The 25,812-nt window shown below is 63.4% G+C and carries 28 protein-coding genes; 13 read left to right on the top strand and 15 right to left on the bottom strand.

Annotated elements, in window-relative coordinates:
* The first annotated feature begins 62 nt into the window (after positions 1–62).
* A complete protein-coding gene (locus P3T16_RS24820) occupies positions 63–701 on the top strand; it encodes a LysE family translocator (RefSeq protein ID WP_429344297.1) in 639 nt (212 codons plus the stop codon).
* A gap of 54 nt (positions 702–755) precedes the next feature.
* Here P3T16_RS24820 and P3T16_RS24815 read toward each other — a convergent pair whose 3' ends face one another.
* The 4 genes from P3T16_RS24815 to P3T16_RS24800 form a co-directional block, all read right to left on the bottom strand.
* A complete protein-coding gene (locus tag P3T16_RS24815; protein ID WP_429344296.1) occupies positions 756–1,196 on the bottom strand; it encodes a VOC family protein in 441 nt (146 codons plus the stop codon).
* Between the two features lie 152 nt (positions 1,197–1,348).
* Entirely contained in the window at positions 1,349–2,032 is a 684-nt protein-coding gene (locus P3T16_RS24810; protein ID WP_429256235.1) for a glutathione S-transferase family protein, read from the bottom strand.
* Between the two features lie 154 nt (positions 2,033–2,186).
* Positions 2,187–3,188: a glutathione S-transferase family protein gene (locus P3T16_RS24805; RefSeq protein ID WP_429344295.1), complete on the bottom strand. Its 1,002-nt coding sequence runs from the start codon at positions 3,186–3,188 to the stop codon at positions 2,187–2,189.
* 73 nt (positions 3,189–3,261) lie between these two features.
* Positions 3,262–4,203: an alpha/beta fold hydrolase gene (locus P3T16_RS24800; protein ID WP_429344294.1), complete on the bottom strand. Its 942-nt coding sequence runs from the start codon at positions 4,201–4,203 to the stop codon at positions 3,262–3,264.
* Positions 4,204–4,331: 128 nt separating this feature from the next.
* Here P3T16_RS24800 and P3T16_RS24795 point away from each other — a divergent pair, with 128 nt between their 5' ends.
* Entirely contained in the window at positions 4,332–5,249 is a 918-nt protein-coding gene (locus P3T16_RS24795) for a LysR family transcriptional regulator (RefSeq protein ID WP_429344293.1), read from the top strand.
* 161 nt (positions 5,250–5,410) lie between these two features.
* On the opposite strand, the gene P3T16_RS24790 is transcribed toward P3T16_RS24795, so the two are convergent.
* The 4 genes from P3T16_RS24790 to P3T16_RS24775 form a co-directional block, all read right to left on the bottom strand.
* The gene (locus tag P3T16_RS24790) at positions 5,411–6,097 is read right to left on the bottom strand and encodes a Fe2+-dependent dioxygenase (protein WP_429256231.1); all 687 of its coding nucleotides are present in this window, start codon (positions 6,095–6,097) and stop codon (positions 5,411–5,413) included.
* Positions 6,098–6,190: 93 nt separating this feature from the next.
* The gene (locus P3T16_RS24785) at positions 6,191–8,434 is read right to left on the bottom strand and encodes a TonB-dependent receptor (RefSeq protein WP_429344292.1); all 2,244 of its coding nucleotides are present in this window, start codon (positions 8,432–8,434) and stop codon (positions 6,191–6,193) included.
* A 256-nt stretch (positions 8,435–8,690) separates the two neighbouring features.
* The gene (locus P3T16_RS24780) at positions 8,691–8,879 is read right to left on the bottom strand and encodes a hypothetical protein (protein WP_429256229.1); all 189 of its coding nucleotides are present in this window, start codon (positions 8,877–8,879) and stop codon (positions 8,691–8,693) included.
* On the bottom strand, positions 8,872–9,804 hold the full coding sequence (locus P3T16_RS24775; protein WP_429256228.1) for a GlxA family transcriptional regulator: 933 nt from the start codon (positions 9,802–9,804) through the stop codon (positions 8,872–8,874). The genes P3T16_RS24780 and P3T16_RS24775 overlap by 8 nt, the downstream gene beginning before the upstream one ends.
* Positions 9,805–9,996: 192 nt before the next feature.
* Between P3T16_RS24775 and P3T16_RS24770 the strand changes: the two genes are divergently transcribed.
* From P3T16_RS24770 to P3T16_RS24740, 7 genes are all read left to right on the top strand, one after another.
* Positions 9,997–10,812: an SDR family NAD(P)-dependent oxidoreductase gene (locus P3T16_RS24770; RefSeq protein WP_429344291.1), complete on the top strand. Its 816-nt coding sequence runs from the start codon at positions 9,997–9,999 to the stop codon at positions 10,810–10,812.
* Positions 10,813–10,992: 180 nt separating this feature from the next.
* Entirely contained in the window at positions 10,993–11,757 is a 765-nt protein-coding gene (locus tag P3T16_RS24765) for an SDR family NAD(P)-dependent oxidoreductase (RefSeq protein ID WP_429256226.1), read from the top strand.
* Positions 11,758–11,980: 223 nt separating this feature from the next.
* Positions 11,981–12,334 carry a YciI family protein gene (locus P3T16_RS24760; RefSeq protein ID WP_429256225.1) on the top strand — a complete coding sequence of 118 codons (354 nt, stop codon included), beginning with the start codon at positions 11,981–11,983 and terminating at the stop codon, positions 12,332–12,334.
* A gap of 139 nt (positions 12,335–12,473) precedes the next feature.
* Positions 12,474–12,887 carry a YciI family protein gene (locus tag P3T16_RS24755; RefSeq protein WP_429344290.1) on the top strand — a complete coding sequence of 138 codons (414 nt, stop codon included), beginning with the start codon at positions 12,474–12,476 and terminating at the stop codon, positions 12,885–12,887.
* A 46-nt stretch (positions 12,888–12,933) separates the two neighbouring features.
* Positions 12,934–13,341 carry a VOC family protein gene (locus tag P3T16_RS24750; RefSeq protein ID WP_429256223.1) on the top strand — a complete coding sequence of 136 codons (408 nt, stop codon included), beginning with the start codon at positions 12,934–12,936 and terminating at the stop codon, positions 13,339–13,341.
* Positions 13,342–13,349: 8 nt separating this feature from the next.
* A complete protein-coding gene (locus tag P3T16_RS24745) occupies positions 13,350–14,630 on the top strand; it encodes an RNA polymerase sigma factor (protein ID WP_429344289.1) in 1,281 nt (426 codons plus the stop codon).
* 150 nt (positions 14,631–14,780) lie between these two features.
* Positions 14,781–15,191 (top strand): DUF4440 domain-containing protein, encoded by a 411-nt coding sequence (locus P3T16_RS24740; protein ID WP_429344288.1) that lies wholly within the window; start codon positions 14,781–14,783, stop codon positions 15,189–15,191.
* Here the strand turns inward: P3T16_RS24740 and P3T16_RS24735 are convergent.
* Positions 15,179–16,147, bottom strand: a complete 969-nt coding sequence (locus tag P3T16_RS24735) for a LysR substrate-binding domain-containing protein (RefSeq protein ID WP_429344287.1) — start codon at positions 16,145–16,147, stop codon at positions 15,179–15,181. The two genes, P3T16_RS24740 and P3T16_RS24735, sit on opposite strands and share 13 nt — an antisense overlap.
* A gap of 235 nt (positions 16,148–16,382) precedes the next feature.
* Between P3T16_RS24735 and P3T16_RS24730 the strand changes: the two genes are divergently transcribed.
* Entirely contained in the window at positions 16,383–17,468 is a 1,086-nt protein-coding gene (locus tag P3T16_RS24730) for an NAD(P)H-dependent flavin oxidoreductase (protein WP_429344286.1), read from the top strand.
* A 25-nt stretch (positions 17,469–17,493) separates the two neighbouring features.
* On the opposite strand, the gene P3T16_RS24725 is transcribed toward P3T16_RS24730, so the two are convergent.
* On the bottom strand, positions 17,494–18,096 hold the full coding sequence (locus tag P3T16_RS24725) for a CGNR zinc finger domain-containing protein (RefSeq protein WP_429344285.1): 603 nt from the start codon (positions 18,094–18,096) through the stop codon (positions 17,494–17,496).
* Between the two features lie 130 nt (positions 18,097–18,226).
* Between P3T16_RS24725 and P3T16_RS24720 the strand changes: the two genes are divergently transcribed.
* Positions 18,227–19,132 (top strand): alpha/beta fold hydrolase, encoded by a 906-nt coding sequence (locus P3T16_RS24720; RefSeq protein ID WP_429344284.1) that lies wholly within the window; start codon positions 18,227–18,229, stop codon positions 19,130–19,132.
* A 121-nt stretch (positions 19,133–19,253) separates the two neighbouring features.
* Here the strand turns inward: P3T16_RS24720 and P3T16_RS24715 are convergent, their stop codons facing one another.
* On the bottom strand, positions 19,254–19,910 hold the full coding sequence (locus tag P3T16_RS24715) for a glutathione S-transferase family protein (RefSeq protein WP_429344283.1): 657 nt from the start codon (positions 19,908–19,910) through the stop codon (positions 19,254–19,256).
* A 208-nt stretch (positions 19,911–20,118) separates the two neighbouring features.
* Here P3T16_RS24715 and P3T16_RS24710 point away from each other — a divergent pair, with 208 nt between their 5' ends.
* A complete protein-coding gene (locus P3T16_RS24710; RefSeq protein ID WP_429344282.1) occupies positions 20,119–21,513 on the top strand; it encodes a polyhydroxyalkanoate depolymerase in 1,395 nt (464 codons plus the stop codon).
* A 99-nt stretch (positions 21,514–21,612) separates the two neighbouring features.
* Here the strand turns inward: P3T16_RS24710 and P3T16_RS24705 are convergent, their stop codons facing one another.
* From P3T16_RS24705 to P3T16_RS24695, 3 genes are all read right to left on the bottom strand, one after another.
* Complete coding sequence (locus P3T16_RS24705) at positions 21,613–22,047, bottom strand: cupin domain-containing protein (RefSeq protein ID WP_429256214.1); 435 nt, start codon at positions 22,045–22,047, stop codon at positions 21,613–21,615.
* A 108-nt stretch (positions 22,048–22,155) separates the two neighbouring features.
* Positions 22,156–22,440: a hypothetical protein gene (locus P3T16_RS24700; protein ID WP_429344281.1), complete on the bottom strand. Its 285-nt coding sequence runs from the start codon at positions 22,438–22,440 to the stop codon at positions 22,156–22,158.
* A 234-nt stretch (positions 22,441–22,674) separates the two neighbouring features.
* Positions 22,675–23,316: a pyridoxamine 5'-phosphate oxidase family protein gene (locus tag P3T16_RS24695; protein ID WP_429344280.1), complete on the bottom strand. Its 642-nt coding sequence runs from the start codon at positions 23,314–23,316 to the stop codon at positions 22,675–22,677.
* A 99-nt stretch (positions 23,317–23,415) separates the two neighbouring features.
* Between P3T16_RS24695 and P3T16_RS24690 the strand changes: the two genes are divergently transcribed.
* Positions 23,416–24,891, top strand: coding sequence for a PLP-dependent aminotransferase family protein (locus P3T16_RS24690; protein ID WP_429344279.1), 1,476 nt, complete (start codon positions 23,416–23,418; stop codon positions 24,889–24,891).
* A gap of 33 nt (positions 24,892–24,924) precedes the next feature.
* Here P3T16_RS24690 and P3T16_RS24685 read toward each other — a convergent pair whose 3' ends face one another.
* Positions 24,925–25,758 (bottom strand): AraC family transcriptional regulator, encoded by an 834-nt coding sequence (locus P3T16_RS24685; RefSeq protein ID WP_429344278.1) that lies wholly within the window; start codon positions 25,756–25,758, stop codon positions 24,925–24,927.
* Positions 25,759–25,812 lie beyond the last annotated feature (54 nt).

Here is a 25,812-nt window from a genome sequence, read left to right as displayed (position 1 = left end):
GCGCACACGGGGCGGCGCCACGTCCTACAATGGCCGTCATCTTCTTTGAGGGAGGCTCGACCATGAATCCATCCGCTGCGATTGCCGCCATCCTTGCCGCATTGCTGATCGGCGCGATGAGCCCCGGCCCCAGCTTTCTGATTGTCGCGCGCAGTGCGATCGGTCTGTCGCGGCGCGACGGCCTCGCCACGGCGCTGGGCATGGGCGTTGGCGGCGTGTTCTTCAGCGGTATCGCGCTGGTCGGGCTGTACACCGTGCTGGCCGCCGTCGGCTGGCTTTACCTGGGCCTGAAGGTAGCGGGCGGCCTGTATCTGATCTGGATCGCGTCGAAAATCTGGCGCGGTGCATCCTCGCCGTTCACCGTCGACCCGACAGCCGGCAGCGGGCGGCAGAATGCACGGAAGTCGTTCTGGATCGGCCTCAGCACCCAGCTGAGCAACCCGAAGACGGCGATCTACTACGGCAGTATCTTCGCCGCCCTGCTCCCGCATCATCCGCCGCTGTGGTGCTATTTCCTGCTGCCGCCCGCTGTGTTCGCGATCGAAGCCGGCTGGTACACGGTCGTCGCGCTGGGTTTTTCGAGCCGTCGTCCGCGCGAGCTTTATCTCGGCGCGAAGGCATGGGTCGACCGGATTGCGGCGGGCGCGATCGCCGCGCTTGGTCTGCGGCTGATCTGGACGGCGCATAAAACCGGCATCTGATTGTGTGCTGCCGCTGATCGGCTGGCAGCTTTAAAGGCGTCGGCCCTCTGGCCGTTATTGCGCCGGGCCGAAGATGTTGATCATGTTGCCTTCCGGGTCGCGGATCATCGTCGAGCGAAGATGTTCGGAAAGCTGCTGGTCGGCCCACACGATTTCGACGTTGTGCTGTACGAGCGCGGCGGTCGTCGCGGTCAGATCTTCCGTTTCCAGAACCAGCGCTTTCCAGCCGGGCACGTTGAGATGATCGGGCGGCGCGGTGCGGTCGACCGGACGACGCATTTCCCCCGCGCGGGACACCAGTTCGATACGCATGCCACCGGCTTCCACCATCGCATACGCGGCGTTGACGGCGTCGAACCGGCCCCGCTCGCTGACCACGAAGCCGAGCACCGTTTCGTACCACGCGATCATCGCGTTCAGGTCGCGCACGGCCAGCGCGAAGTTATGCAGCCGCAAACCGCTGACTGGCGCGGGACGGGGTTGATTCGTTGACATCACAGGCTCCCTGGGACGAATACGACGCTTCGTCTGGCGTTATTGGTTGAAGGGGTTGAAGGGGTTGAAGGGGTTGAAGGGGTTGAAGGGGGTTGAAGGGGTTGAAGGCCGGCGTATTGCCGGCCTTTATTTGCTTGCGTCAACTGTTCCGCTTACGCTGCGGCTTCTTCGTTCTGCGGGAACAGCGCGCGACGTGTTTCTTCGTCGAACTCTGCCTTCAGTGTCAGCTTTTCCTTCAACGCCTGCGCGCGGGCAGCCGCCGGACGCGCCGAGATTTCGTCGACCACGCGCTTCACGTTCGGATAATCCGTCAGGCCTTTTTCGCCAAGGATGTAGCCGGCGAAGTTCGCCCAGCCCCACAGCGCCATGTCGGCGATCGAGTATTCGTCGCCGGCGAGGTACTTCGACTGTGCGAGGCGATCGTCGAGCACGCGGTAATGACGCTCGACTTCCTTCAGATAACGGTTACGTGCGTAGGGCAGCGCTTCCGGCGCGTGATGCAGGAAGTGGACAGCCTGACCCGAGAACGGCGACAGGCCGGTCGCGACGAACTGCAGCCACGACAGCATCTGCGCGTGTTCCTTCGCCGTCGAAGGCACGAAACGGCCGTGTTTCGCGCCGAGGTACAGCAGGATCGCGTGCGAGTCGAACACGACGACGCCGTCGTCGTCGATCGCGGGCACTTTCGCGTTCGGGTTGATCTTCAGGAATTCGGGCTTGTGCTGCTCGCCCTTGAAGGTATCGACGGCGATGAGTTCGAACGGCGTCTGCAGCTCTTCGAGCAGCAGCGCGGCTTTCATCGGATTCGGCGATGGGTGGAAGTAAAACTTCAGCATGATGTTTCCTTGATGAATGAAAGACGAAAGGACGAGGCTGGCCACGACCATGCGGCGAACCGCGTGGTCGAAGGTCGTTGAGTCGGGAGCGGCGCGCGCCTCACGCGCACCGTGATGACCGGAACCGCTTCGGCCAGCTCAGGCCGGTACGGGATCAGGCGACCGGCGGCGCGTGATCCGAGAGCCGTGCACGATCGTGCGGCGCGGTGAAATCCTGCACTGGACCGAGCGGCACAATGCCGGTCGGATTCACGGAAGGATGGCTCTCGTAGTAATGCCGCTTGATGTGCTCGACATTCACCGTCCCCGCGACGCCCGGCAACTGGTAGATGTCGCGCGTGAAGGCGGACAGATTCGGGTAATCGGCGATCCGGCGCAGGTTGCACTTGAAGTGGCCGACATACACCGCGTCGAAGCGGATCAGCGTCGTGAAGAGACGGATGTCGGCTTCGGTAACATGGTCGCCGGTCAGGAAGCGGCGCGTGGCGAGCTTGCCTTCGAGCCAGTCGAGCGTGTCGAAGAGCGGCACGACGGCTTCTTCGTACGCCTGCTGCGTCGTCGCGAAACCGGCCTTGTAGACGCCGTTGTTGACCGTGTCGTAGACACGCGAATTGATCGCGTCGATCTCTTCGCGCAGTGCGGCGGGATAAAAGTCGCCTGCTTTCGCTCCGATGCCTTCGAACGCCGAATTCAGCATCCGGATGATTTCCGACGACTCGTTATTGACGATCGTCGCCTGTTTCCTGTCCCACAGGATCGGCACGGTGACGCGGCCGGTGTAGCGCGAATCAGCGGCCGTATAGACCTGGTGCAGCAAACCGGCACGGTTGACCGGGTCGGGCACCACGCCCGGACCGTCGGCGAACGTCCAGCCGTTTTCGAGCATCAGCCAGTTGACGACCGACACGCTGATCATGTCTTCCAGCCCTTTGAGCGCGCGCAGGATAAGCGTGCGGTGCGCCCACGGGCAGGCAAGGCTCACGTACAGGTGGTAGCGGCCCGCTTCCGCCCTGAAGCCGCCGACGCCGCTCGGTCCCGCCGATCCATCGGCGCTCACCCAGTTGCGGAACGCCGCGTCCTTGCGCACGAACCGGCCACCGGTCGACTTCGTGTCGTACCACCGGTCCTGCCACTGACCGTTCACGAGAAGTCCCATTTCGCTGCTCCTTGAGTTGTCCTTCAGTTGCCAGCCGGCAACCCGCTTGCATGATCCTGCCAGCCGTCGTCGCTTACTTCGGCGACGGCGTGTTGATGAACTGGACGATGTCCGCAATCGTCTGCTCGGGCGCTTCTTCCATCAGCCAGTGTCCGGAACCCTTGACGATCACGCCCTGCACGTTGGTGTCGACGAGACGCGCCTGATTGATCAGGAAGTCGCCCGACGCCTTTTCGCCGGCCAGCACCAGCATGGGCATCGTCAACGGCGTCTGTGCGAAGTTCGCGAAATCTTCAGCGTCCTGCGGGAAAGCGTGGAAGTACTCGAAACCGGCGGCCATCCGGCCCGGCCGCGCGTAATTCGCGGCATAGCGACGGCGATCCGCTTCCGGTACCGAGTGCGACGGATCGGCGGCGAAGTCGTTCCAGAAGTGCTCGAAGTACGTCCGTTCACGACCTTTCACCAGCGCGAGCGGCGTCGGGCCGTAGAAGTTGAAATGCCACTTGTCGCGCAGCAGCCAGACCTTCTGCCAGTCGCCGACGCCCGGCAGAAACGCATCCATCAGCGTGATGCTTTCGACTTCGTCCGGATACTGCGCCGCATAAGCGTACGCGACCATCAGGCCGATGTCGTGGCCGACGATCTTTACCTTGTGATAACCGAGCTGCTGGACCATTGCGTGGATGTCCTGCGCCATCGTCTTCTTGTCGTAACCGCTTTCCGGAATCGCCGACTGGCCGGCGCCCGGCAGGTCCGGCGCGAGCACGACGCGACGGTCGTCGAGCTGTTTGATCAGCGGCAACCACATATGGCTCGACTCGGCATAGCCGTGCAGCAGCACGACCGGCGTTTCGTCGCCTTGTCCTGCGACGAGGTAGTGCAGATCGATACCGTTCGCATTGATCGAACGATCCTGGACGACGGGATTGGTGGCGGCGTGCGACGCCGGCAGCATTGCGCCAGCGATCAGAAGGGCAGCGCCGACGTGCTTCGCGACTTTATTCAACAGGCTCATGACGGGTTTCTCCGGTGGAAGTCCAGCGATCGGGTCGAACGATCTTCTGGTGACGTGATGCCATGGTGGACTGGCGGACCGGTTTTGCCGTACGATTTTTCCGATGAACTCGTTCGATGGAGTTGAACATGTTGTCAGAAGACGAACTGTCTCTGCTGGAGGCGATCCGGGAAAGCGGCAGCCTGTCGCGCGCGGCGGCGCGGCTGGGCAAGGCGCCGTCGACGGTGTCGCACGCGGCGCGGCAACTGGAAACGCGCTTCGACGCGCTGCTGTTCGACCGTCGCCGTTACCGGCTGCAACTGACGCCGGCAGGTCATCTGCTGGCGGAGGAGGCGGCCCGGCTGATGCAGGACGTGTCGCGGATGACCCAGCGCGTGCGGCAGATCGCGAGCGGTTGGGAAGATCGCCTGTGGATCGTCACCGACGAAATCCTTGAATTCGAGTTCCTGATGCCGGTCGTGCACGCGTTCGACGAGCTGCAGTCAGGTGTCACGCTGCGTATGACCGGCGAAGTGCTGTCCGGCACGTGGGAAGCGCTGCGCGATGGCCGCGCGGATCTGATCGTTGGCGCGACCAATGAGCCGCCGGCGATTCCGGGGCTGCGCTGGTTCGAACTTGGCTCGATGGAGTGGGTGTTCGCGGTGTCGCCGCGCCATCCGCTCGCAGCGATCGAAGAGCCGCTCAGGCGCGAGCAGATCGTCGCGCATCGCGCCGTCGTGGTGGCGGATTCGTCGCGGATGACAGGCGGGCGTGCTTATGGTGTCGTCGGTGGTCAGCCGGCGCTTGCTGTGCCGAGCATGCGCGCGAAGATCCTCGCGCAGCGCGACGCGCTCGGTGTCGGCTGGTTGCCGCGGCACCGGGTTGCGTCGCTGTTGAAAAGCGGCGAGCTGGTGGAAAAGGTCACCGCCGATCCGCGTGAGCCGAATGTGCTGTATGTCGCGTGGCGTGGCGATCACGAAGGCCGTGCGCTGCAGTGGTGGCTCGACCAGTTGCGTCAGCCAAGGCTGGCGCAACGGCTCGTGCAGGGGATGGATATGTTTGCCTGATCTCACACCATCTTGCGGTGCGCATACGAATGGGCTTTGTTATATTCCGCGCCGCGCTTCATCACGTCTGCCTTGCTGTGCTGCCCGCTCATCGCGGGCGCGGGCGTTTGCACGCTCTTTACGGGGAGCGTCGATGCGTCACCGCGACAAGGCAAACGCTTTTAAGTCTCGCTCCAGAGCCGGAGCAGGTTGTGATACACGCCGACGAGCGTGCGCTTCGCCGCTTCGTCACCATTGGTCGCGTTGAGACGCTGGATCGCGTTGTCCATGTCGAACAGCAACGCGCGTTTCGTGTCGTCGCGCACGAGGCTCTGCGCCCAGAAGAAGCTCGACACCCGCGCGCCGCGCGTCACCGGCCGCACCTGATGCAGACTCGTGCCCGGATAAAGAATCGCGTGGCCCGCGGGCAGCTTCACTTCCTGCACGCCGAAGGTGTCTTCGATCAGCAGTTCGCCGCCATCGTATTCGTCGGGCGGCGTGAGAAAGAGCGTGATCGACAGATCGGTGCGCACGCGCGCGCCGTGACCCGGAACGAGACGGATCGCGCCATCGACGTGGCTGCCGAAATGCATGCCGCCTTCGTAGCGGTTAAAGAGCGGCGGATACAGCTTGTTCGGCAGGCCTGCGCTGATAAAAACCGGATGCCGCTCCAGCGATGCGACGATGATCTCGCCCATTTCCTGCGCGATCGGCGAGCCTTCCGCGATCTGCTGGTTGCGCTTGACCGGCGCGCCCTGATAGCCCGCCGTCGCGCGGCCGTCGACCCATGAACTGCTGGCCGCTTCGAGCCGCGCGCGCATGGTGGCGGCGTCTTCGGGACTGAGAACGTCCGGGATCGTGACAATCATTGTTTGATACTTCCTGCGTCAGACCGCCCGCTTCTCCTGAAGAGAAACGGGCGGTGTTTCGTGAACCGTCGCCTGCCTGATCGAGTGCAACGATCAGAAGAAGCGATAGTTTACCGTGGCGAGGAATGTACGGCCGACACCCGGCACTGCACGCCCGCCATCGGACGGGATCAGCGCATCGTAGTACTTCTTGTCCGTGAAGTTCAGCACGTTGAACTGCACGTCGTACTTCTTCGCGTGATACGCGGCCATTGCGTCCCAGCGCGTGTAGCCGCCGACCGACACGTAGTTGTTGTTCGCCGCATAGCGCGACGACGTGTACACCGGGCCGCCGCCGATCTGCCACTGCGGCGTGAAGTCGTACGTCGTCCACAGCGTGATCATGTTGCGCGGCGTGTTGGCGGGCGTCTTGCCGGCGGTGCCGTCGAGTGCCTTCAGCACGGTGCCGTCCATGTACGTGTAGCCGCCGAACACCTGCCACTTGTTCGTAATGTGGCCGGCGAGACCGAGCTGATAGCCGCGCACGCGGATGTCGCCGTCGAGCTGGTAATTGCCGGTCGCATCCAGCGTGCGCGCATTCGTCTTCTCGATGCTAAAGAGCGATTGCGTCACTGACAGACCGCCGCCCAGCAGGTCCCACTTCGAGCCGACTTCATACGAGCGGTTCTTTTCCGGCGGCAGGTTCTGCTGGCCGTTGGTGAGCGTCAGCGCTTCGAGCGATGGATCGAACGACGTGCCGTACGACACGTAGTACGACTGCCAGTCGGTCGGCTGATAAATGATGCCGCCGCGCACGCTGGTGAAGAAGTTTGTCTGCGTCGCGTAGCCCGGCGCGTTGATCGAGTTGTTGATCGACGCTTCATAGCGATCCCAGCGCACGCCGCCTACCACCTTCCAGTGCTCGCCGATCGAGATCGTGTCGTTGGCATAGAGGCCAATGCCGTTCGCGCTCGATTCGGCGAGGTTGGTCGCCACCGTCTTCACATTCGCCGGACGCGTGGTGTACGTCGGATCGACCAGCGGCACGATGGCGAGCGTGTTCGACGGCAGCCCCGGTGTGGTCGACGTGAAGGTCTGGTTGCTATACGTCTCGTGACTCAGGTCGACGCCTGTGATCACATCGTGCTTGAGAAAGCCGGTATTGAACTTCGCTTCGAGATCGGTCGTGTTGTACAGCGAGTGATCGTTGATGTTGCGATCTTTGCCCTGCAATTTCACGTAGAGCGACGAGAGCGGCAGCGACGTGTAATTGCCGTTCGTCAGCGCCGTCGAGGTCGCGAGCGGTCCGGTCAGCACGGACGCCGCGTTGGTCGCGCGCGCTTCGGTGCTGTAGTGGCTGAACTGCGTCTGGTTGCGCAGCGTCAGGTTCTCGTTGAAGCGATGCTGGATGCGCGCGGACAGCGTCTGCACGTCCTGGATCGTACGGTCGTCGGTGAAGCCGTAGAACGTGCCGCGGTTCACCGGCGCCGGATGACCGTTCAGCGACGGTACGCCGTAGTCGGGCTGGTCGCGGTTGTGCTGGATCAGCGCGGACAGTGTGATTTCGGTCGGCGTGCCGATGCCGAACTTCACCTCCGGCGCGACGCCGTAATCCTTGCTCTTCATGACGTCGCGGCTCGAGCCGAGATCCTGACCGAAGGCGTTGATACGGAAGGCGGCGGTGTCGGTAATCGGCTGGTTCAGGTCGACGGTCGTGCGATAGCGGTCGTGCGTGCCGGCCTGCACCGACACGTCGGCGCGCTGCTTCAGCGTCGGCTGCTTGCTGACCTGGTTGATCACGCCGCCCGTCGAGCCGCGCCCGAAGTACAGCGACGAGGGACCGTACAGCACGTCGATCGATTCAAGGTTGAAGGTATCGCGATAGTACTGGCCGCGATCACGGAAGCCGTCGAGGTAGATGTCCGTGCGCGCCGTGAAGCCGCGCAGGTTGATGTTGTTGCCGATCTGCCCGCCTTCGGCTGCGCCGAGCGTGACGCCCGGCACGTTGCGCAACGCGTCGCTGAACGATGTCGCAGCCTGCGATTGCAGCACCGCTTTCGGCACGACAACAACCGCCTGCGGAACGTCGCGCAGCGCGGTCGGCACCTTGGCGCCGACACTCGATTTTTCAGCCTGGAAGTCACTGCTGGTGTCGGCCTGGCCGGTCACCTTGACAGCGGGAAGCGTGTTGCTGGCAGCTGCGGGTTCTGCGGAACCGGCGGCCTGCGCGACCTTCGTGGTTTGCGTGGTTTGCGCCGGTTGAACAGCGGGCGCGGCCGGTTGTGTTGCGGTCTGGGCGTAGAGCGGCGCCGCGAAAACAGTCATGATGGCCGCGGCTAGCGGTGTCGTCCTGATCATCGTGCTTGATTCCCTGTCGTTGTTACGTTGTTTTTGTCGGTCTGGCCGGACGTAAAACGTCCTGCGTCGCCCGCTGCGCGTCATTTCGCGCGCGCGATTCAACCCCGCCAGACCGCTGTTCAGGGACCGGCTAATGTCGTTAAATGCGAATCATTATCATTTCATAAATGGTAACGATTCGCAACAAAGCCATGCGTTATGTGGGTATTTAGTAAGCGCGCTTACAACTGGGATCGGGACGGACAGGCGGGGGTAATCAGTCGATGGCGGCTTCGGCGAGAAGCCATTCCTTGACGGCGACAACCGCGGGCGGGAGGCCACGCGCGTCTTTGTGGACGACGTAGTACGCGAGCTCACAGCTTTGCGCATCGCAGAAAGGCCGCACTAGCCAGCCCGCTGCGAGATCGCCTGCGACCAGCACGCTCCGGCCCGGCTCTTCAGGCACGCGCCGCGCGCTTGATTGCCTGAGGCGGTTGACCGAACGCGCGCAGGAATGCCCGACGCATGCGCTCCGTATCCACAAACCCGGTCTCCGCAGCGACGGTTTCGAGCGAGTGACGCCCCGTTTCGATCATCGAGCGCGCCGCTTCGACGCGCAGGTTTTCGATGGCTTTCGCTGGCGACTGCCGCGTTTCGTCGCGAAATGCGCGACTGAACTGGCGCGGACTCAGATGCGCGACTTCCGCGAGCGTTTCGACCGAGAGACGCTCGCGCAGATGATCTTTCGCCCATGTCAGCGCCGTCTGGATGCGGTCGGAGCGCGGTTGAAGATCGAGCATGGCGGAATACTGCGACTGCCCACCCGTGCGACGGTGATAGACCACGAGCTTTTTGGCGATCGAACGCGACGCCTCGACGCCCAGATCGGCCTCGACGAGCGCCAGACACAGATCGATACAGGCAGTCATGCCCGCCGACGTCCACACCGAACCGTCGACGATGAAGATGCGGTCGTCGTCGACTTTCGTCTTTGGAAAACGGTGTTGCAGTTCGCGTGCGAAGCTCCAGTGCGTCGTGACGCGCTTGCCGTCGAGAATGCCGGCTTCGGCGAGCACAAACGCGCCGGTACAGATGCTCGTGGTGCGCCGGGATGCCGCCAGCGCGCGGTTCAGAAACGCGCACAGACCGGGCGAAGAAGGCTCGAGGAACATCGCGCCGGTGACGACGACCGTGTCGTACGACGGATCGTCGAACGCTTTCGATTCGACCTGCACGCCTGATGAACTACGCACCGGGCCGCCATGCTCCGAAATGACTTCGATCTCGTACGCCGGGCTATCCGCCCCGAGATTGGCGAGTTCGAACACCGACACGGCGACCATGTCGAGAATCTGGAATCCTGGAAAAACCACCACGCCGATTCGCTTCATTACACCACCCTCAGCAATGTCTCAAAACGAGGTAAATACGTCATTTGAGACACAAAGATACGCGCCTAGACTCTCCCATGTCAACACCGGAAGCCGCCCGACAAGGCGACCAACCGGGGCGATATTCCCTTATTGATCAACATGATGGGCGCCGCGCATGGATGAGTGCCGGCGCCTCAAGGAGAGATTCACATGGCAACGTCATCGAACAAGGGCACGGCGCTGATCACGGGCGCATCGTCGGGGATTGGCGCGGTTTACGCGGATCGCCTCGCGCGCCGCGGCTACGACCTGATCCTGGTGGCGCGCGATACGCAACGCCTCGCGAACCTCGCGGACAAACTGTCGAAGGAAACCGGCCGCACGGTCGAAACACTCGCCGCCGACCTGACCGCGAATGCCGATCTACGCCGCATCGAGGCACGCCTGCGCTCCGACGCGGGCATCACGATGCTGGTCAATAACGCTGGCGTCGGCGCGACGTCCAAGCTGATCGATTCCGATCCGGACAGCCTCGAAAGCATGATCCAGCTGAATGTCGTCGCGCTGACGCGGCTGACCTCGGCGGCGGTCCCGGGTCTGGTCGCGCGCGGCAAGGGGATCGTGATCAACATTTCTTCGATCGTCGCGGTTTCGCCGGAGTTGCTGAACGGCGTGTACAGCGGCACGAAGTCGTTCGTGCTGAACCTGACGCAGTCGCTGCATCACGAAGTCAGCGGGCACGGCGTGCAGGTGCAGGCCGTTCTGCCGGGCGCGACCAGCACGGAATTCTGGGATCGCGCGGGGACACCGGTGTCGGCGCTGCCCGAGGCGTGGGTGATGTCGGCGGCCGATATGGTCGACGCCGCGCTCGCCGGTCTCGACCAGGGCGAACTCGTCACGATTCCGTCGTTGCCGGAGGCGGCCGACTGGCAAAAGGCCAACGACGCGCGCCTCGCGCTCGGGCCGAATCTGTCGCACAGCCGCCCGGCCGCGCGTTACGGCGTGGGTAAGGGCGTCGCGGCTTGAGCTTTGCTCTCGCGTATGACGAAAAACGGGCCTGCGATACACGCTGGCCCGTTTTCTGACGCGACATCACGTCGCGCAGTACCTGGGCAGGGAGCATTGCTTCGTGCTCGCGGCTTTTGTCCGCCTGTTCTCCCGGTGATCTATAAATAGATTTCATTCGTCATTTATAGGGGCCGTCAAATGGGCATGCTTCAGGACAAGATCGCACTGGTCGTAGGCGGAACATCGGGTATTGGCGCGGCTGCCGCGGCGCTGTTTGCGGACGAAGGCGCGGAAGTCGTCGTGGTTGGCCGCCGTCAGTCGGAAGGCGATGCGGTGGTCGCGCAGATTCGCGAGAAGGGCGGCCGTGCTTCGTTTATCGCCGCGGACGTTGCGGATGGCGCGAGCGTCGCCGCGATGACCGAAGAAGTGATGCGCCGCCACGGTCGCATCGACTGCGCGTTTAACAACTTCGGCATCAGCGCGGGACGCGGGCCGCTGGCAGAGCAGGACGAAGCAACGTGGGACCGCGTCATCGATATCAACCTGAAGGGCGGATTCAACGTCCTGAAGAGCCAGCTTCCGATCATGGCGCGTCAGGGCAGCGGCTCGATCGTGTTCACCTCATCGGTGCTCGCGGAAGTGTTCGTTCCGGGCCTGGCGATCTACAGCGCGAGCAAAGGCGGGTTGACCGCGCTCGCGCGCTCGGCTGCGATTGAAATGGCGTCGAAGGGCGTGCGCGTCAACGTCGTGAGCCCGGCCATCACGCGCACGCCGATGACGGAAGGTTCGTTCGTCAAGGGCGAGAGCGGCGAGAGCGAACATCCCCTTACGTCGATGCATCCGCTTGGGCGGGTCGCGGAACCGGAGGAAGTCGCGCAGGCCGCGCTGTTTCTGTTGTCAGACCGCGCGTCGTTTATCACGGGACAGGTGTTGAGCGTCGATGGCGGACTGACGTCGCAGTAATTCCGCCGCGTGAAACCCCGCTGACGCTAACGCTAACGCCATCACGAAGTCACGCCGTTAGCGGGGTACTCCCTTCATTGCTGGCGCGCAGTGCTCGTGCAGTCGCGCATAACACTTTTGCGCGCCTCCCCTTCGCTTGCTAGACTGCCTTCGCACATCGTCCGGGCGATTCATCGCCGGTCGCATCGACGCATACCGCGTCGCATGAATTTGCGGAGGCTCCATGTCTTACATGCTGCTCATCGTCGAGCCCATCGAACAGCGCCAACAGCGCACGCTCGAACAGGGCCACGAAGTCTATGACCAGATGGTGCGTTTCGCCGAAGACCTCAAGTCGCGCGGCGTGCTGCGCGGCGTCGAATCGCTGAACTCACAGGCGAAAGGCGCACGTGTCCAGGTGCGCAACGGTCAGAGCAAGGTCATCGATGGTCCGTTCGCCGAGGCGAAGGAAATGATCGGCGGCTTTTTCATCATCGACTGCGAGACGTTGAAGGAAGCCGTCGCGATTGCCGGGGAATGTCCGGCGGCATCCTGGTCCACGATCGAAGTCCGCAAGGTCGGCCCCTGCTGGGACTGAAGCCTTCGCGCGTCCTTCTTCGCGGCTAAGGGAATTCCCTGGCGCGGTCATTCGCGTGTCGATCCTGCCCCGCGTGATTCGTCGTGCATGCAGAAGCCGAAAAACGAACGGCTTTTCTGACCAGCCAGGGAGAACTGCGATGCGATTCATGATCATTGTGAAGGCGACGGCGACATCGGAAGCTGGCGTCATGCCCGACGACGACACCGTGCTGAACGCCATGGGGACGTACCACGAAGAACTCGCGAAAGCGGGCGTGCTGCTCGATGCGAACGGCCTGCGACCGACGTCGAAAGGCTGGCGCATCAAATATTCCGGTGGCAAGCGCGCCATGATCGACGGCCCGTTCGCGGAGACGAAGGAACTGATCGCGGGCTATACGCTGATCCAGGCGCGTTCCCGCGAAGAAGCGATGGAATGGGCGCGCCGCTTCCCCGCGCCATTCGGCGAAGACGCCGACGGCGAGATCGAGGTGCGCGAGCTCTACGAGGCGGAAGACTTCGAACCCGACGGAATGCTCGGACGGACCCGCAAACCGCAGGCGCAGAAGTAGAAGCAGAAGCAGTAACACGCACACCCAACCTTTAATGAGATCCCTCATGCATAAACAGATCTTCGTGAATCTGCCCGTCGACGACCTGCCGAAATCGATGGCGTTTTTCAGCGCGCTGGGCTTGAACTTCAACAAGCAGTTCACCAACGATTCAGGGGCCTGCCTCGTGATTGGCGAAAACATCCACGCGATGCTTCTCGTCAAACCCTTCTTCAAGGGCTTCACAGGCAAGCCGATCGCCGACGCGAAAGCGACGACCGAATGCCTGGTGTGCCTCTCGTGCGAAAGCCGCGCGGAGGTCGACGCACTGGTCGCCAAAGCGGTCGCCGCCGGCGGCACGGCGCCGCGTGCGCCGCAGGATCATGGCTTCATGTACGGCCACGGCTTTGAGGACCTCGACGGCCACATCTGGGAACTGGTGTACATGGACCCGAACGCGGCGGGCGCGCCCTGAGGCCCGTCGTGACGTCGACGGACACGCATCGGGCCATCGAGGCGGTCTGGCGGATCGAATCCGCCAAGGTCATCGCCCACATCGCGCGCATGGTGCGCGACGTGGGCCGCGCCGAAGAGCTCGCGCAGGACGCGCTCATCGCCGCGCTCGAACACTGGCCCGACGCGGGCGTGCCGGCCAACCCGGGAGCCTGGCTGATGGCGACAGCGAAGAATCGCGCGCTCGACTGGCTACGTCAGCAGGCGCTGCACGCGCGCAAGCACGAAGAACTCGGGCGCGACATGGACGCGCTGGAGACGCATGTTGTGCCCGATTTCGTCGACGGACTCGATGCCGCGCGCGAAGACGATATCGGCGACGACCTGTTGCGGCTCGTTTTCACGGCGTGTCATCCGGTGCTTTCGACTGACGCGCGCGTTGCGCTGACGCTGCGTCTGCTCGGCGGCCTGACCACAGATGAAATCGCGCGCGGGTTTCTCGTGCCTGAGCCGACCATCGCGCAGCGCATCGTGCGCGCCAAGCGCACGCTCGCGGCGGCGCACGTGCCGTTCGAAGTGCCGCAGGCTGACGCACGGGCGGCGCGGCTCGATTCGGTGCTCGAAGTGATCTACCTGATTTTCAACGAGGGCTATTCGGCCACGGCCGGCGACGACTGGACGCGCCCCGCGCTCACCGACGAAGCGCTGCGGCTCGGCCGTGTACTCGAAGGACTGACGCCGGGTGAGAGCGAAGTGCATGGTCTCGTCGCGCTGATGGAAATCCAGGCGTCGCGCATGCACGCGCGAACGGACGCGTCAGGCCGTCCCGTGTTGCTGCTCGACCAGGATCGCAGCCGCTGGGATCCGCTCCTGATCCGTCGCGGGCTCGCGGCGCTCGACCGATCGCTCTCGCTGGGCGGCGCGAGCGGACCGTACACGTTGCAGGCCGCGCTCGCCGCGTGCCACGCGCGCGCGCGCACCGCTGCCGAAACCGACTGGTCGCACATCGTCGCGCTCTACGATGCACTCGCGGAGGTGTCGCCTTCGCCGGTTGTCGAATTGAATCGGGCGGTCGCAATCGGCATGGCGTTCGGTCCGCAGGAAGCACTGCCCATCGTGGATGCGTTAGGCGACGAAGGCGCGCTCGCGAACTATCACTGGCTGCCGAGCGTGCGCGGCGATCTGCTCGCCAAGCTCGGTCGTCAGGAAGAGGCGCGCATCGAGTTCGAGCGTGCGGCCGCGATGACGCGAAACGCGCGCGAGCGTGAGTTGCTGCTGGAGCGTGCGGCTGCGATGGGCAAGCACAGCTGAGCATTGGCCCTGCAATGGCGCAATGGCGTCATGCGCGGCGAGCGTTACCGGCGCCCGGCCGACCCGCGCGAGACGCAGGCGCTGACACACTGCTGCGCACATCCGCCTGACCGTGACATACTCTGGAAGACTGTTGCCGGAGTTTCTGACATGACGCACGCCTCCTGCGAACCCGCCCGCATCACCGAACCGGACCTCATCGCCATTCGCGACGACCTGGCGAGCCGTGAGCCGATTTTTCATCGTCCGGAGTGGGGCAGTACGCGTGCAGACTTCGAGCGGATGATTGCTGAGGGCTTCTGGGAAACGGGCGCGTCGGGCCGGCGTTACAGCCGCGCGTTCGTGCTCGACGAACTCGAACGCCGCTATGCGTCGCCGCCACTCGATGACGACTGGGAGAGCTGCGACTTCCATTGCCAGCGTCTCGCCGCCGACATTTATCTGTTGACCTATTCGTTGCGTCAAGGCGCACGCGAGACAAGGCGTTCAACGATCTGGCAGCGTGCCGGATCCGACTGGAAGATCGTTTTCCATCAAGGCACAATCGTTCAGGACGCCTGACGCGTGCCTTGAGGATTGCGCTGCAGCAGGCCTCGGTGCGCGAGCTTCTCAACCAGAAAATCGACGAAACTACGCACCCGCAGCGACAGATGCCGTCCGTGGGGATACAGCAGCACGAACGGCCTCGATGTGCCGCCGAACGCCGATAGCACTTCCACCAGCGAACCTTCGCGCAGATCGCGCTCCACCACGAAGCGGTACGTCTGAAACAGGCCGGCGCCGGCACGCGCTAGCGTCACACCACCCAGCACGTCGCCGCCGCTCGAATAACCGCCCTCGGTTGGGCGTTCGACCATCTGGCCTGTCTCGCGATCGGTGAAAAGCCACGGGATGCGGCGTCCGCTACTTGGCAGATCGAACTGGACGCAGTCGTGTTGCGTGAGGTCGTCGGGCGAGGCGGGCGTGCCCGCGCGCGCCAGATAGCCCGGCGTTGCGACCACGACCAGTTCCGCGTCTTCCAGCTTGCGCGCGATGAGATTGGATTCGTCGGGCGCGCGTCCGCGAATCGCGAGGTCGTAGCTTTCCTCGGCGAAATCGATGTTGCGGTTGCTGATGTGCACGTCGACCTGGACTTGCGGATGGCGGGCCCGAAACTCCGGCAGCAGTGGCAGCACGCGGTAATGCGCATACGGTGTCGGCATGCTGATGCGTAGCTTGCCGGCGGGCGCGGACTGCTCGCCGGTCGCCTGCCGCTCGGCGTCGACGAGTTGCGCCAGCGCGTCGCGACACTGCTCGAAATACGTGCGACCGGCGTCCGTCAGACGAATCTGCCGCGTCGTTCGCACGAACAGCCGCACGCCCATCCGCTCTTCCAGACGCGATACCGAACGGCTCACCGCAGCGGGTGTCACGCCCGCCGCAGTAGCTGCCGCTGTGAAGCTCGCCAGCTCAGCCGCCCGACAGAACAGCTCGATGCTGCCCAGCAGAAGGTCGTCGAATTGCCGTTTCGTATTCATTACACGATGTATGAACAAATTTTCCAATTGCCGGATTTATCGCTGAGAACGACATAAGTATAGTGGTTCGTGCGGGAGCCAGAACACACGTCCGGTTCCTTGCAGCAAGTGCCGCCCGGCGCTTCCTGCAATCGCGTTTTATCTTTGCCGCCGAAACCATGACGACGGCGCGCGCCAGACAGAGAGCGGCCGCGCGCTGATACAGGGATAATCGGTCTAAATAAAGGAGCCGATGATGAACCCGTCCAACACTTCCACCACGCTGCTGGCGAAGCTCGGCATCAGCGTGCCGATCATCCAGGCGCCGATGGCGGGCGTGAGCACGCCCGCGCTGGCCGCGGCGGTGTCGCATGCGGGCGGACTGGGCTCGCTCGGCGTCGGCGCGACGACGGTCGAAGGCGCACGCGCGATGATTCGCGAGACGCGCGCGCTGACGAGCAAGCCGTTCAACATCAATCTGTTCGTGCATGCGCCCGCCACCGCCGACCCGGAACGCGAAGCGCGCTGGCTCGCCTACCTGGCACCGGAGTTCGCACGTTTCGGCGCCGAGCCGCCGAAGGCGCTGCGCGAAATCTACAAAAGCGCGGTCGACGACGACGCCATGCTGGCGATGCTCGTCGAAGAGCGTCCGGCGGTTGTGAGCTTTCACTTTGGCCTGCCGAAGCCGCACATCATCGAAGGTCTGCACGACGCGGGCATCGTCCTGCTGGCAAACGCGACGAATCCGGATGAAGCAGCACAAATCGAGCGGGCGGGCATCGACGCGATCGTGGCGCAGGGCATCGAGGCTGGCGGCCATCGCGGCATGTTCGATCCCGAACAGCCCGACGAAGCGCTCGGTACCCTCGCGCTGGTACGCGTTCTGGTCCGGCAAACGAGCCTGCCAGTGATTGCAGCGGGCGGCATCATGGATGGCGCGGGCATCGCGGCCATGCTCGCGCTTGGCGCGCAGGCGGTGCAGCTTGGAACGGCTTTCGTCGCGTCACCGGAATCGGCTGCGGATGCGGCTTATCGTCAGGCGATCGTTGATCCGGCGGTCCGGACGACATTGATCACATCCATTTCCGGCCGGCCGGCGCGGGGAATCCAGAACCGCATCGCCGAACTGGGACGTGCTGCGGGGCGCCCACCGTTCCCCGATTACCCTATCGCCTATGATGCCGGCAAGGCTCTGCACGCCGCGGCCAAAGCGCAGGGCAATTACGAATACGCGGCGCATTGGGCGGGTCAGGCGGTGCGTTTGTCGCGCGCGATGCCGGCGGCTGAACTGGTGGCGACGCTAGTGCGTGAGACGGCCGAAGCGTTTGAAGCGACCGCTTAGGGCAGCCCGTTCGGGCCACGTCAACTTACTGCTCCTGCCGACGGCGAAACTGCGCAACCTTGTGCCGGTTGCCGCACATCGCCATGCTGCACCAGCGCCGCCGGTGCGACTTGGTGCGGTCATAGAAATGCAGCACGCAATCCGGGTGCTCGCACTTGCGCACGAGGCTAAAGTCGCCCGTTGCAAGCAGTTCCGCCGCCGATTCCGCGAGCGGCATCAATACCTGTTCCGCCGAACGCGCCTCGTATCGGCGACTGATCTGAACGCTCCCGTCCGTCGCGGCTACCAGCTGCGTCTGGTAGTGCCCGTGCGCCAGAAAGTCATTCAGCGCAGCGATTTCCACGGTTTCCTCTGCTTTGCGCTGGGCCAGCAGCGTGCGGACGAGCTCGCGCAATCCGCGCGCCGCGTCGCGTAACGCAAGCGGCTTGAGCGCGGGCGCTTCGCCAGGCACCACCAGATTCATTTCGCCCAGCCAGTTCAGCACGTCCTCGTCCGTCTGCCAGAAGTCGACCATCTGGTCATCGACCACGGCGACCGTGTTGAGCATATCGAGCGCGGGGTGATCGCCGACGAACGACGGCCGGGCACCGGGTGCAGGCGCGAAAGTGTGTGTATGAGCAGAGAGCATGACAGTTCCTGATTCAGTGTTTCCACTGTAACCGTTAAAAATAAGTTTGACAAGTTACGTCGCCGGGCTATGATGTAACCGTTTTACCTAGTTTTTAGCGGTTTCAAACGATCCCTGTCAGGAGAACCTCATGTCTAATGCTTTATCGGCGCAAGCCACTGTTCCTTCGATTTCCCGCGTGGGGCTCAAGCGCGTCGAAGCTGACGGCGTCAGCGTTTTCTATCGCGAAGCGGGGCCGGTCGATGCGCCGGTGATTCTGCTGTTGCATGGCTATCCTTCGTCATCGCATATGTACCGCGATCTGATTCCGCGTCTTGCCGCGCAATATCGCGTGATCGCGCCGGATCTGCCGGGCTTCGGTTTCACGACGGTGCCGGCCGGGCGCGAGTACGTCTACACGTTCGACGGTCTGGCGCAAACGGCTCGGGCGTTTGTGGATGCGCTCGATCTCCAGCGCTACGCACTGTACGTATTCGATTACGGCGCGCCGGTTGGCTTTCGTCTGGCGCTGGCGTGTCCGGACCGCGTGTCGGCACTCGTTTCGCAGAACGGCAACGCGTACGAAGAAGGGCTGGGCGATGCATGGGATCCGATCCGCCGCTACTGGGCCGAGCCGAGCGAAGCCAACCGCAATGTGATCCGCGATGCTGTACTGACACTCGAAGGCACGCGCTGGCAATACACGCACGGCGTGAAGAATCCGGACGACGTCGCGCCCGAGTCGTACACGCTGGATCAGGCGCTGCTGGAGCGTCCAGGCAACAAGGACATCCAGCTCGACCTCTTCCTGGACTACGCTTCAAACGTGAAGATGTATCCGGAATTCCAGGCGTTCTTCCGCGACTTCAAGCCGCCGACGCTCGCGATCTGGGGCAAGCACGACCCGTTCTTCATTCCGCCGGGCGCCGAAGCGTACCGTCGCGACAACCCCAATGTGACTGTAGAGTTTCTGGATACGGGTCACTTCGCGCTGGAAACGCACGTTGATGAAATTGCGGCAGGGATTCACCGGCTGATGCGTTCAGCGCAGGTGTAAGCGGTCGGTTATGGGCGATGGCGGCCGTCCCGGTCGCCATCGGCGTGATGTGCATCATCTCAACGCACGCGAGATTCCGGCGACAGCGCCAGTCCGAAGCGAAGGACGAGGTTCGGAAGTCTCAGAACTCCACATCCAGTTCGTCGATTTCCTCGACTTCCTTCTGCGCGTCGGCGATCCATTCCTGCATCTCGGGCAGCGCGAGTATCGCCTGCCCATACGCGACGATATCCGGATCGAGCTTCACGTCGTACGTGACGAAGCGCGTCACGACCGGCGCATACATCGCATCGGCGACCGTCGGCTTTGCGCCGAACAGAAACGGCCCGCCATATTGCGCGAGACAGTCGCGCCAGATCGCGACAATCCGTTCGATATCGGATTGCGCGCGCGCCCACACCTTGAAATCAGGAAAATGCGCTTTCAGGTTCATCGGCAACGCGGAACGCAGTGAACCGAAGCCTGAATGCATTTCGCCGCAGATCGAACGGCAATGCGCACGCTCGCGGCGGCCGTCGGGCAGCAGGCCCGCGTCGGGACGAATCTCATGAAGATATTCGGCAATGGCGAGCGTGTCCCAGATGCGGATGCCGTCGTGAAGCAGGCATGGCACGAGAATGGAAGGCGACAGCAGCAACAGTTCCGCGCGCGCGCCGGGATCGTCGATTGGCATCACGATTTCTTCGAACGGAAGCCCGCTCAGCTTCACGAGCAGCCACCCGCGCAGCGACCACGAAGAATAGTTCTTGCTGCTGATGGTTAGCGTGGTGTTGGCCATACGTATCTCCTCAACCGATGCGCGGTGCTGTCTGTCATGCACGTTATCGTGCGCGGCGCGCACCAGATCACGGCAAAACGTGCGCCCTGCACGAAAGCGCGCAAGTGCCATGCCAACTGCAGGTGCCTTCGGGGGCCCATGCTGCCGCCTGGCATACGTATTGCCTCATTACAGTCATCACTTTTTTAGAGCATCCGTGCGAAGGGCCATGAATCCGCTGTCCTACCCCGCCTACCAGGCCTTCGCCAATATGATGCAGCCGTTTCGCCACGGCGCATCGCTGGTCAACAGCACGCTTAAGCTGTGGCCAGAAATGGGCGAGACGCCCCACGGCCGGTCGCTTCGCGCCACATGCGAGCTGATTGCGCTGTCGGGTCTCACGCATCAACGGCCGCCATTCGATATTGATTCGATTGAAGTGGATGGTAAAGCCGTTGCCGTCGTCGAGGAAGTCTCCACAGCGACGCCGTTCTGCTCGCTGCTGCACTTCCGCAAGGACCACGCGCCCGCGCAGCCGCAACCGCGCGTGCTGGTGATCGCGCCGATGTCGGGACACTTTGCGACGTTGCTGCGCGGCACGGTCCACACGATGCTCGCCGAGCACGACGTCTACATCACCGACTGGCACAACCCGCGCGACGTCCCGCTTTCGCAGGGCCGCTTCGGCTTCGACGAGTTCGTGCAGACGGTCATCGACTTCACCGAAACCATCGGTCAGGGCACGCACCTGCTGGCCGTGTGCCAGCCGACGGTCGCGGCGCTGGCCGCCGTGGCGCTGATGGCCGCCGACAATCACCCTGCACAGCCCGCCAGCATGACGCTGATGGCGGGCCCGATCGATACACGCATCAACCCGACGCGCGTGAACGAGCTGGCGAAGAGCAAACCGATCGAGTGGTTTGAGCAGAACCTGATCAGCGCCGTGCCGTTCGGTTTTGCAGGCGCAAGCCGGCGTGTCTATCCGGGTTTCGTGCAGCTGAACGCGTTCATGGCGATGAATCTTCAGCGCCATATGGACTCGTTCGCGACGATGCACTACGAGCGTGCGAAAGGCGATCCAATGAAAGCCGACGCAATCCAGATCTTCTACGAAGAATATTTCGCGACGATGGATCTGACCGCGGATTTCTATCTGGAAACCGTCGATACCGTGTTCCAGAAACATGCGTTGCCGCTGCATGCGCTGGAAGTGCGCGGACGACGCGTCGATACGTCGGCGATCCGTCGCACGGCGCTGATGACGGTCGAAGGGGAAAAGGACGATATCTGCGCGGTCGGCCAGACGCTGGCGGCGCAGGATCTCTGCGACAAGCTGCGGCCGTATCTGAAAACGCATCACGTGCAGACGGGCGTCGGACACTACGGCGTGTTCAATGGCAAGCGCTGGGAACGGCATATCTATCCGCGCGTGCGCAGCATGATTCAGGACAATGAGCCGCGTGCGGTCGTCGTGAGCCCCCGCGCGCAACCGATCCAGCTGGCGGCTTCGTCGCTGGTCAATCCGCCGCCGGGTTCGGCGCCCGCCGCGCCCGCCACTGATGAAGAAGCAGACGTCATGACGAACGTCGTTCCGTTACGGCGTAATTCGGCTTCCTCGCATTAGGCCGGGCGATCGCGTGGGTTGAGCGCCTGGCTTAACACGAACGCGAGAACGCGCGAACACGCGCGCGTCGATGAGATCGCGCGCGGTTCGCCAGCGTCTTTACGTCACTTCGCTTTTCCACGGCGTGACCGCCGGCACCTCACACGGCCCTTCAGCATCGATCGACTTGAAGTCGGCGGGAGAGACGATCTCCAGATACTCCATATCTTCGGAATAATCGAACAGGTAGTGGATGATGCCTGGAGCCTGATGCACGCAGTCGCCGGCGGCGACGAGTGTTTCCTTGTCGCCGTACATGAAGCGCGCCCAGCCCTTCAGCATGATCACGATGTGGAAGTCGGCCTCATGACGGTGCCAGCCTGTGCCTGCTGCTGGTGCCATGTTCGCCTTGACGAGCTGCGCGAGCACCTTGCCGCCCGTCGCCTTCGCGATACCGAGATCGCGATACAGAAAGAAGTCGCGCAAGCCCTGGTCCTCCCAGGCGGTGTCCTGCGGACGGACATGCGAAAACTCAGTGGCGAGTCCGGTAGTCATAAGCGCGCTCCAGAATGATGAACGGTCCAGGGAAAACAACACGCGGATCGTCTTTCCAAGCATCAAGCATTCCAGGCGCTCCGCGCTGCTGGGTGCAGCCGTCACGGGTCATGCGTCTTTTGCGACCAGCGTCCAGTTCAGACGAAAACGCGGATGCACGCTGCGCACGCCGAGACGTTCGACGAACAGTGCTAGCGCACCGTCAAGTTGCGCGAGCGCGTTCGCCGCCGCGGGATCGATCGAAGACAAAAGATGCTGCATGGACGTGCTTTCGGCGGCCGCGCCTGCCAGCAAAGCCGGGTTGGCGACGCTGTATTGTGCGATCAGCGTGTCGACCCCGGCCAGTATCGATGTTGCCAGATCGTGGCCGAAAACGACAGGAGAAGACGGCAATGCGGTGCGTGTTTGCCCAATCGGGTGACTGGGCGCACGGGTCCAGTGCAGGCAGGCAAGCAGCGATCCGCTCGCCAGTTCGAGGCTGGGATTCCATACGAAAACGCGGCGAGGCGGGCGGCCAGCGTCGCGCCGGATTCCTGCGTGCGAGCTGCGATGACGCGTCGATCGGCGCGGGAGCGCATATTGCCGACGAAGCGACGCCGGGACACCGCGACCACGTCGTGTCGTGGTTCAACCCCGGTTCGCGACGTAGTCGGGCGTGTGATCGTACCCGGCGTCGGGCACGGCCGGGCGCGGCGCGAGTTCGAGCGGCAGTACGCCGGCCCAGACAGGCAGGCTCATGTCTTCCTCGTCGTCCTTCGGGCCGCCTGTGCGGACCTTGCAGGCGTACTCATCGAGCGCAATCCTCAGCACGGTCGTGGCGGCCAGTTCCTTCGAATTCGCGCGCCGCGCTTCGCGGGAACGGCCACGCGCGATGGTTTCCACGAAGGCGTCGAGCACCGCGGGCTTATGTTCGTCGGGAACCCGCTCGCAGACGCCATAAATGACCGCCGAGCGGTAATTCATCGAATGATGGAACGCCGAGCGCGCCAGCACGAGGCCGTCGAGATGCGTGATCGTCACGCAGATCTGCGCGCCCGACGCCGCCTGCCTGATAAGACGGCTGCCGTTCGAGCCGTGGATGTACAGATGATCCCCTTCGCGCCAGCAGGCCGTCGGAATGCAGTGCACGCCACGTTCGTCTGTGAACGCGACGTGGCAGATGTGCGCGGCGTCGACGATCGCATTGAGCGTCTCACGCTCATACCCGGCGCGTTCAGCGACGCGGCGCACGCGGGTGCGCTCGCTCGGGGCGGTGGCCTTCATGTCCATCTGCAGGGTTCCTTTTGTGTGGGGTCTGCTGGCAGAATAGGGTTTTCGTGGCTCTACGTGTAGACCCACAATGCACTTAAACTCTGGAGCCACAGCTCGATGGATCTTGGATTGCTTCTGTCCGCGTACGCGCGACAGCAGAACGACCGCAAGCTGCCGCGCCAGCGGATGCTCTACGAAGCGTTGCGCAGCGCGATCCTTGACGGCACGATCGCGCAGGGCACGCGGCTCGTCGCGACGCGCGTGCTGGCTGAAGAACTCGGCATCGCGCGCAACTCCGTGCTGTATGCGTACGAGCGGCTCGCCGCCGAGGGCTTTCTCGAAGCCGACCGGCACGGTTCGGTGGTGGCGCACCTGGGTTTGCAGCAGCAGTCGTCCATGTGCGCGGCCGCTCCGCTGCCCGCTACGTTGTCGAAACGCGTGGCGGGGTTGAGCAACGATCGGGATGCGTTGAAGGAGCTCGTCGCGTTTCGCCCCGGGCTTCCGGCGCTCGATGAATTCCCGCTCGCGCAATGGCGTGCCGCGATGGAGCGCGCGTGGCGTGGCATCGATGCATCGGATCTCGGCTATGGTGGAAGTCACGGGCATCCGTGGTTGCGCCGCGCGATCGCGGACTATCTGAAGGTGTCGCGCGGTGTGCGTTGTGATCTCGACCAGGTGTTCGTCACCGATGGCACGCAGACGAGTTTCGACGTCGCCGCACGCGTGCTCGCAGACCCGGGCGATATCGCATGGATCGAAAACCCCGGCTACAACGGCGCGCGCGCCGCGCTTCAGGCGGCCGGCCTGCGCGTCGTGCCGATTCCCGTGGATGCGCACGGCATCGCGCCGACGCCGGCTCACTGGCAACAGTCGCCGCCGAAGCTGATCTATATCACGCCGTCGCACCAGTATCCGCTTGGCAGCGTGCTGAGCCTGGAGCGGCGCGTTGCGTTGATCGACGCGGCGCGCGCACACGGTACATGGATCATCGAAGACGACTACGACAGCGAGTTCCGCCACGAGGGACCGCCGCTGTCGGCGGTGCAGGGGCTCGCGGCCGATACGCCCGTGGTGTACGTCGGCACGTTCAGCAAGACGCTGTTTCCCGCGCTCAGGCTCGGCTTCATGGTTGTGCCTGCACAACTGGCGGATGCAATTTCGCTGACGATGGGCGAAATCTCGCGGCGCGGGCGCGTGGCGGATCAGGTCGCATTAGCGGACTTCATCGATCGCGGCATGTACAGCCGTCACCTGCGACGCATGCGAAGGCTCTATTCGGCACGACGTGAGGCACTGCTCGAAGCGATCGAGTGTCATTTGCGCGGCGTCGTGACGGTGTCGGGTGGCGCGGGTGGCATGCATCTCACCGCGCGGCTTGACGTGCCGCTTTCCGATGTCGAAGTCGGCAAGGTGGCGCTCGTCAGGCGCATCGTCGTGCCGCCGGTCAGCGGTTATTGCCTGCCGGCGCCGGATGCGGAGCGATACAACGGGTTTGTGCTCGGTTACGCGGGTGTGCCGGCTGATGAGACCGATGGCCTCGTCGCGCAGGTGGCGAACGTGATCGAGACGATGCTGTCAGCGCGCGAATCGTAGCGATCCGCGCGCCATGCCCTCAGTCGCGATGGATCACGACTTCAGCGGAACCCAGAGTTCGACGCCGCCCATGCCCGTCGTCGGGTTGAACTGCTCGCTATAGCACTCGAACACGGGTGCATCGGCGACCTGGTGTCCGGACTCCGGCAGCCATTTGTTCCAGATCGTATTCCATGTGCGGCGGATCGCAGAGATGTGATCGCGATGCGTGAATATGGCGTAGCGCTGTTCGCCGATTCGCACACGCGCCAGATCCGCCGGCAGCGATGAAAAGTCCGTGACTTCGACGCCGCACAGATAGTCGAAATTGCCGGCGTCGTCGTTGTTGAAGCAGACGCCGTACGCGATCTGTCCAACCTGTCCCGGCACCTTGCCGATGTGTGGACCGAAGCGCTGCCATTGCGCGGGAATGCCTTCGCTGTGTTCGAAGTGATACCGCTCGCTCAGGCCCGCGACAAGCAGCGGTTTGCCGGTTTCGATGCGCGGCGGCGCGAGGTCTTCGAGAAAGGATTCGTTCATTTTGATGGGCTCCACGAGTTCGATGTTGCACACGTTGCCTTGCGTACGGACCGCTTCGGGCGTGACGCCGAACTGGTCGCGAAACGCGCGGGTGAATGCCTCGTGAGAGCCGTATCCTGCGTCGACGGCCACCGCCAGGATATCGGGCGCGCCATTCGCCAGCGCGCGCGCCGCTTCCGACAGACGACGGCCGCGCACATAGCGCATCACCGTGCGACCTGTCGCGGCTTCGAACGCGCGCGACAGATGGAAGCGCGTGACGCAGCCACTCGTCGCGATATCGTCGAGCGTGATGTCGCTTGCGAAGTGACTTTCGATAAACCAGAGTGCTTTTCCGACGGGGTTCATGCCAGCTCTCATGTCAGCATGGAACCAGCATAGCCGTGGCGAATGCGGCGCATT

The organism is Paraburkholderia sp. GAS42 (assembly GCF_050436565.1).
In the GTDB taxonomy this organism is placed as follows: domain Bacteria; phylum Pseudomonadota; class Gammaproteobacteria; order Burkholderiales; family Burkholderiaceae; genus Paraburkholderia.
This window is presented reverse-complemented; position numbering and strand designations above follow the sequence as displayed.

Bases quoted from the DNA above. Each gene is read 5' to 3' on its own strand.
- P3T16_RS24795 (WP_429344293.1), top strand. From the start codon at position 4,332: ATGTTGTCAGAAGACGAACTGTCTCTGCTGGAGGCGATCCGGGAAAGC.
- P3T16_RS24775 (WP_429256228.1), bottom strand. From the start codon at position 9,804: ATGAAGCGAATCGGCGTGGTGGTTTTTCCAGGATTCCAGATTCTCGAC.
- P3T16_RS24800 (WP_429344294.1), bottom strand. From the start codon at position 4,203: ATGAGCCTGTTGAATAAAGTCGCGAAGCACGTCGGCGCTGCCCTTCTG.
- P3T16_RS24730 (WP_429344286.1), top strand. From the start codon at position 16,383: ATGAACCCGTCCAACACTTCCACCACGCTGCTGGCGAAGCTCGGCATC.
- P3T16_RS24810 (WP_429256235.1), bottom strand. From the start codon at position 2,032: ATGCTGAAGTTTTACTTCCACCCATCGCCGAATCCGATGAAAGCCGCG.
- P3T16_RS24790 (WP_429256231.1), bottom strand. From the start codon at position 6,097: ATGATTGTCACGATCCCGGACGTTCTCAGTCCCGAAGACGCCGCCACC.
- P3T16_RS24695 (WP_429344280.1), bottom strand. From the start codon at position 23,316: ATGGACATGAAGGCCACCGCCCCGAGCGAGCGCACCCGCGTGCGCCGC.
- P3T16_RS24735 (WP_429344287.1), bottom strand. From the start codon at position 16,147: ATGAATACGAAACGGCAATTCGACGACCTTCTGCTGGGCAGCATCGAG.
- P3T16_RS24710 (WP_429344282.1), top strand. From the start codon at position 20,119: ATGAATCCGCTGTCCTACCCCGCCTACCAGGCCTTCGCCAATATGATG.
- P3T16_RS24690 (WP_429344279.1), top strand. From the start codon at position 23,416: ATGGATCTTGGATTGCTTCTGTCCGCGTACGCGCGACAGCAGAACGAC.
- P3T16_RS24805 (WP_429344295.1), bottom strand. From the start codon at position 3,188: ATGGGACTTCTCGTGAACGGTCAGTGGCAGGACCGGTGGTACGACACG.
- P3T16_RS24740 (WP_429344288.1), top strand. From the start codon at position 14,781: ATGACGCACGCCTCCTGCGAACCCGCCCGCATCACCGAACCGGACCTC.
- P3T16_RS24785 (WP_429344292.1), bottom strand. From the start codon at position 8,434: ATGATCAGGACGACACCGCTAGCCGCGGCCATCATGACTGTTTTCGCG.
- P3T16_RS24725 (WP_429344285.1), bottom strand. From the start codon at position 18,096: ATGCTCTCTGCTCATACACACACTTTCGCGCCTGCACCCGGTGCCCGG.
- P3T16_RS24705 (WP_429256214.1), bottom strand. From the start codon at position 22,047: ATGACTACCGGACTCGCCACTGAGTTTTCGCATGTCCGTCCGCAGGAC.
- P3T16_RS24755 (WP_429344290.1), top strand. From the start codon at position 12,474: ATGCGATTCATGATCATTGTGAAGGCGACGGCGACATCGGAAGCTGGC.
- P3T16_RS24720 (WP_429344284.1), top strand. From the start codon at position 18,227: ATGTCTAATGCTTTATCGGCGCAAGCCACTGTTCCTTCGATTTCCCGC.
- P3T16_RS24750 (WP_429256223.1), top strand. From the start codon at position 12,934: ATGCATAAACAGATCTTCGTGAATCTGCCCGTCGACGACCTGCCGAAA.
- P3T16_RS24765 (WP_429256226.1), top strand. From the start codon at position 10,993: ATGGGCATGCTTCAGGACAAGATCGCACTGGTCGTAGGCGGAACATCG.
- P3T16_RS24770 (WP_429344291.1), top strand. From the start codon at position 9,997: ATGGCAACGTCATCGAACAAGGGCACGGCGCTGATCACGGGCGCATCG.
- P3T16_RS24715 (WP_429344283.1), bottom strand. From the start codon at position 19,910: ATGGCCAACACCACGCTAACCATCAGCAGCAAGAACTATTCTTCGTGG.
- P3T16_RS24760 (WP_429256225.1), top strand. From the start codon at position 11,981: ATGTCTTACATGCTGCTCATCGTCGAGCCCATCGAACAGCGCCAACAG.
- P3T16_RS24815 (WP_429344296.1), bottom strand. From the start codon at position 1,196: ATGTCAACGAATCAACCCCGTCCCGCGCCAGTCAGCGGTTTGCGGCTG.
- P3T16_RS24685 (WP_429344278.1), bottom strand. From the start codon at position 25,758: ATGAACCCCGTCGGAAAAGCACTCTGGTTTATCGAAAGTCACTTCGCA.
- P3T16_RS24820 (WP_429344297.1), top strand. From the start codon at position 63: ATGAATCCATCCGCTGCGATTGCCGCCATCCTTGCCGCATTGCTGATC.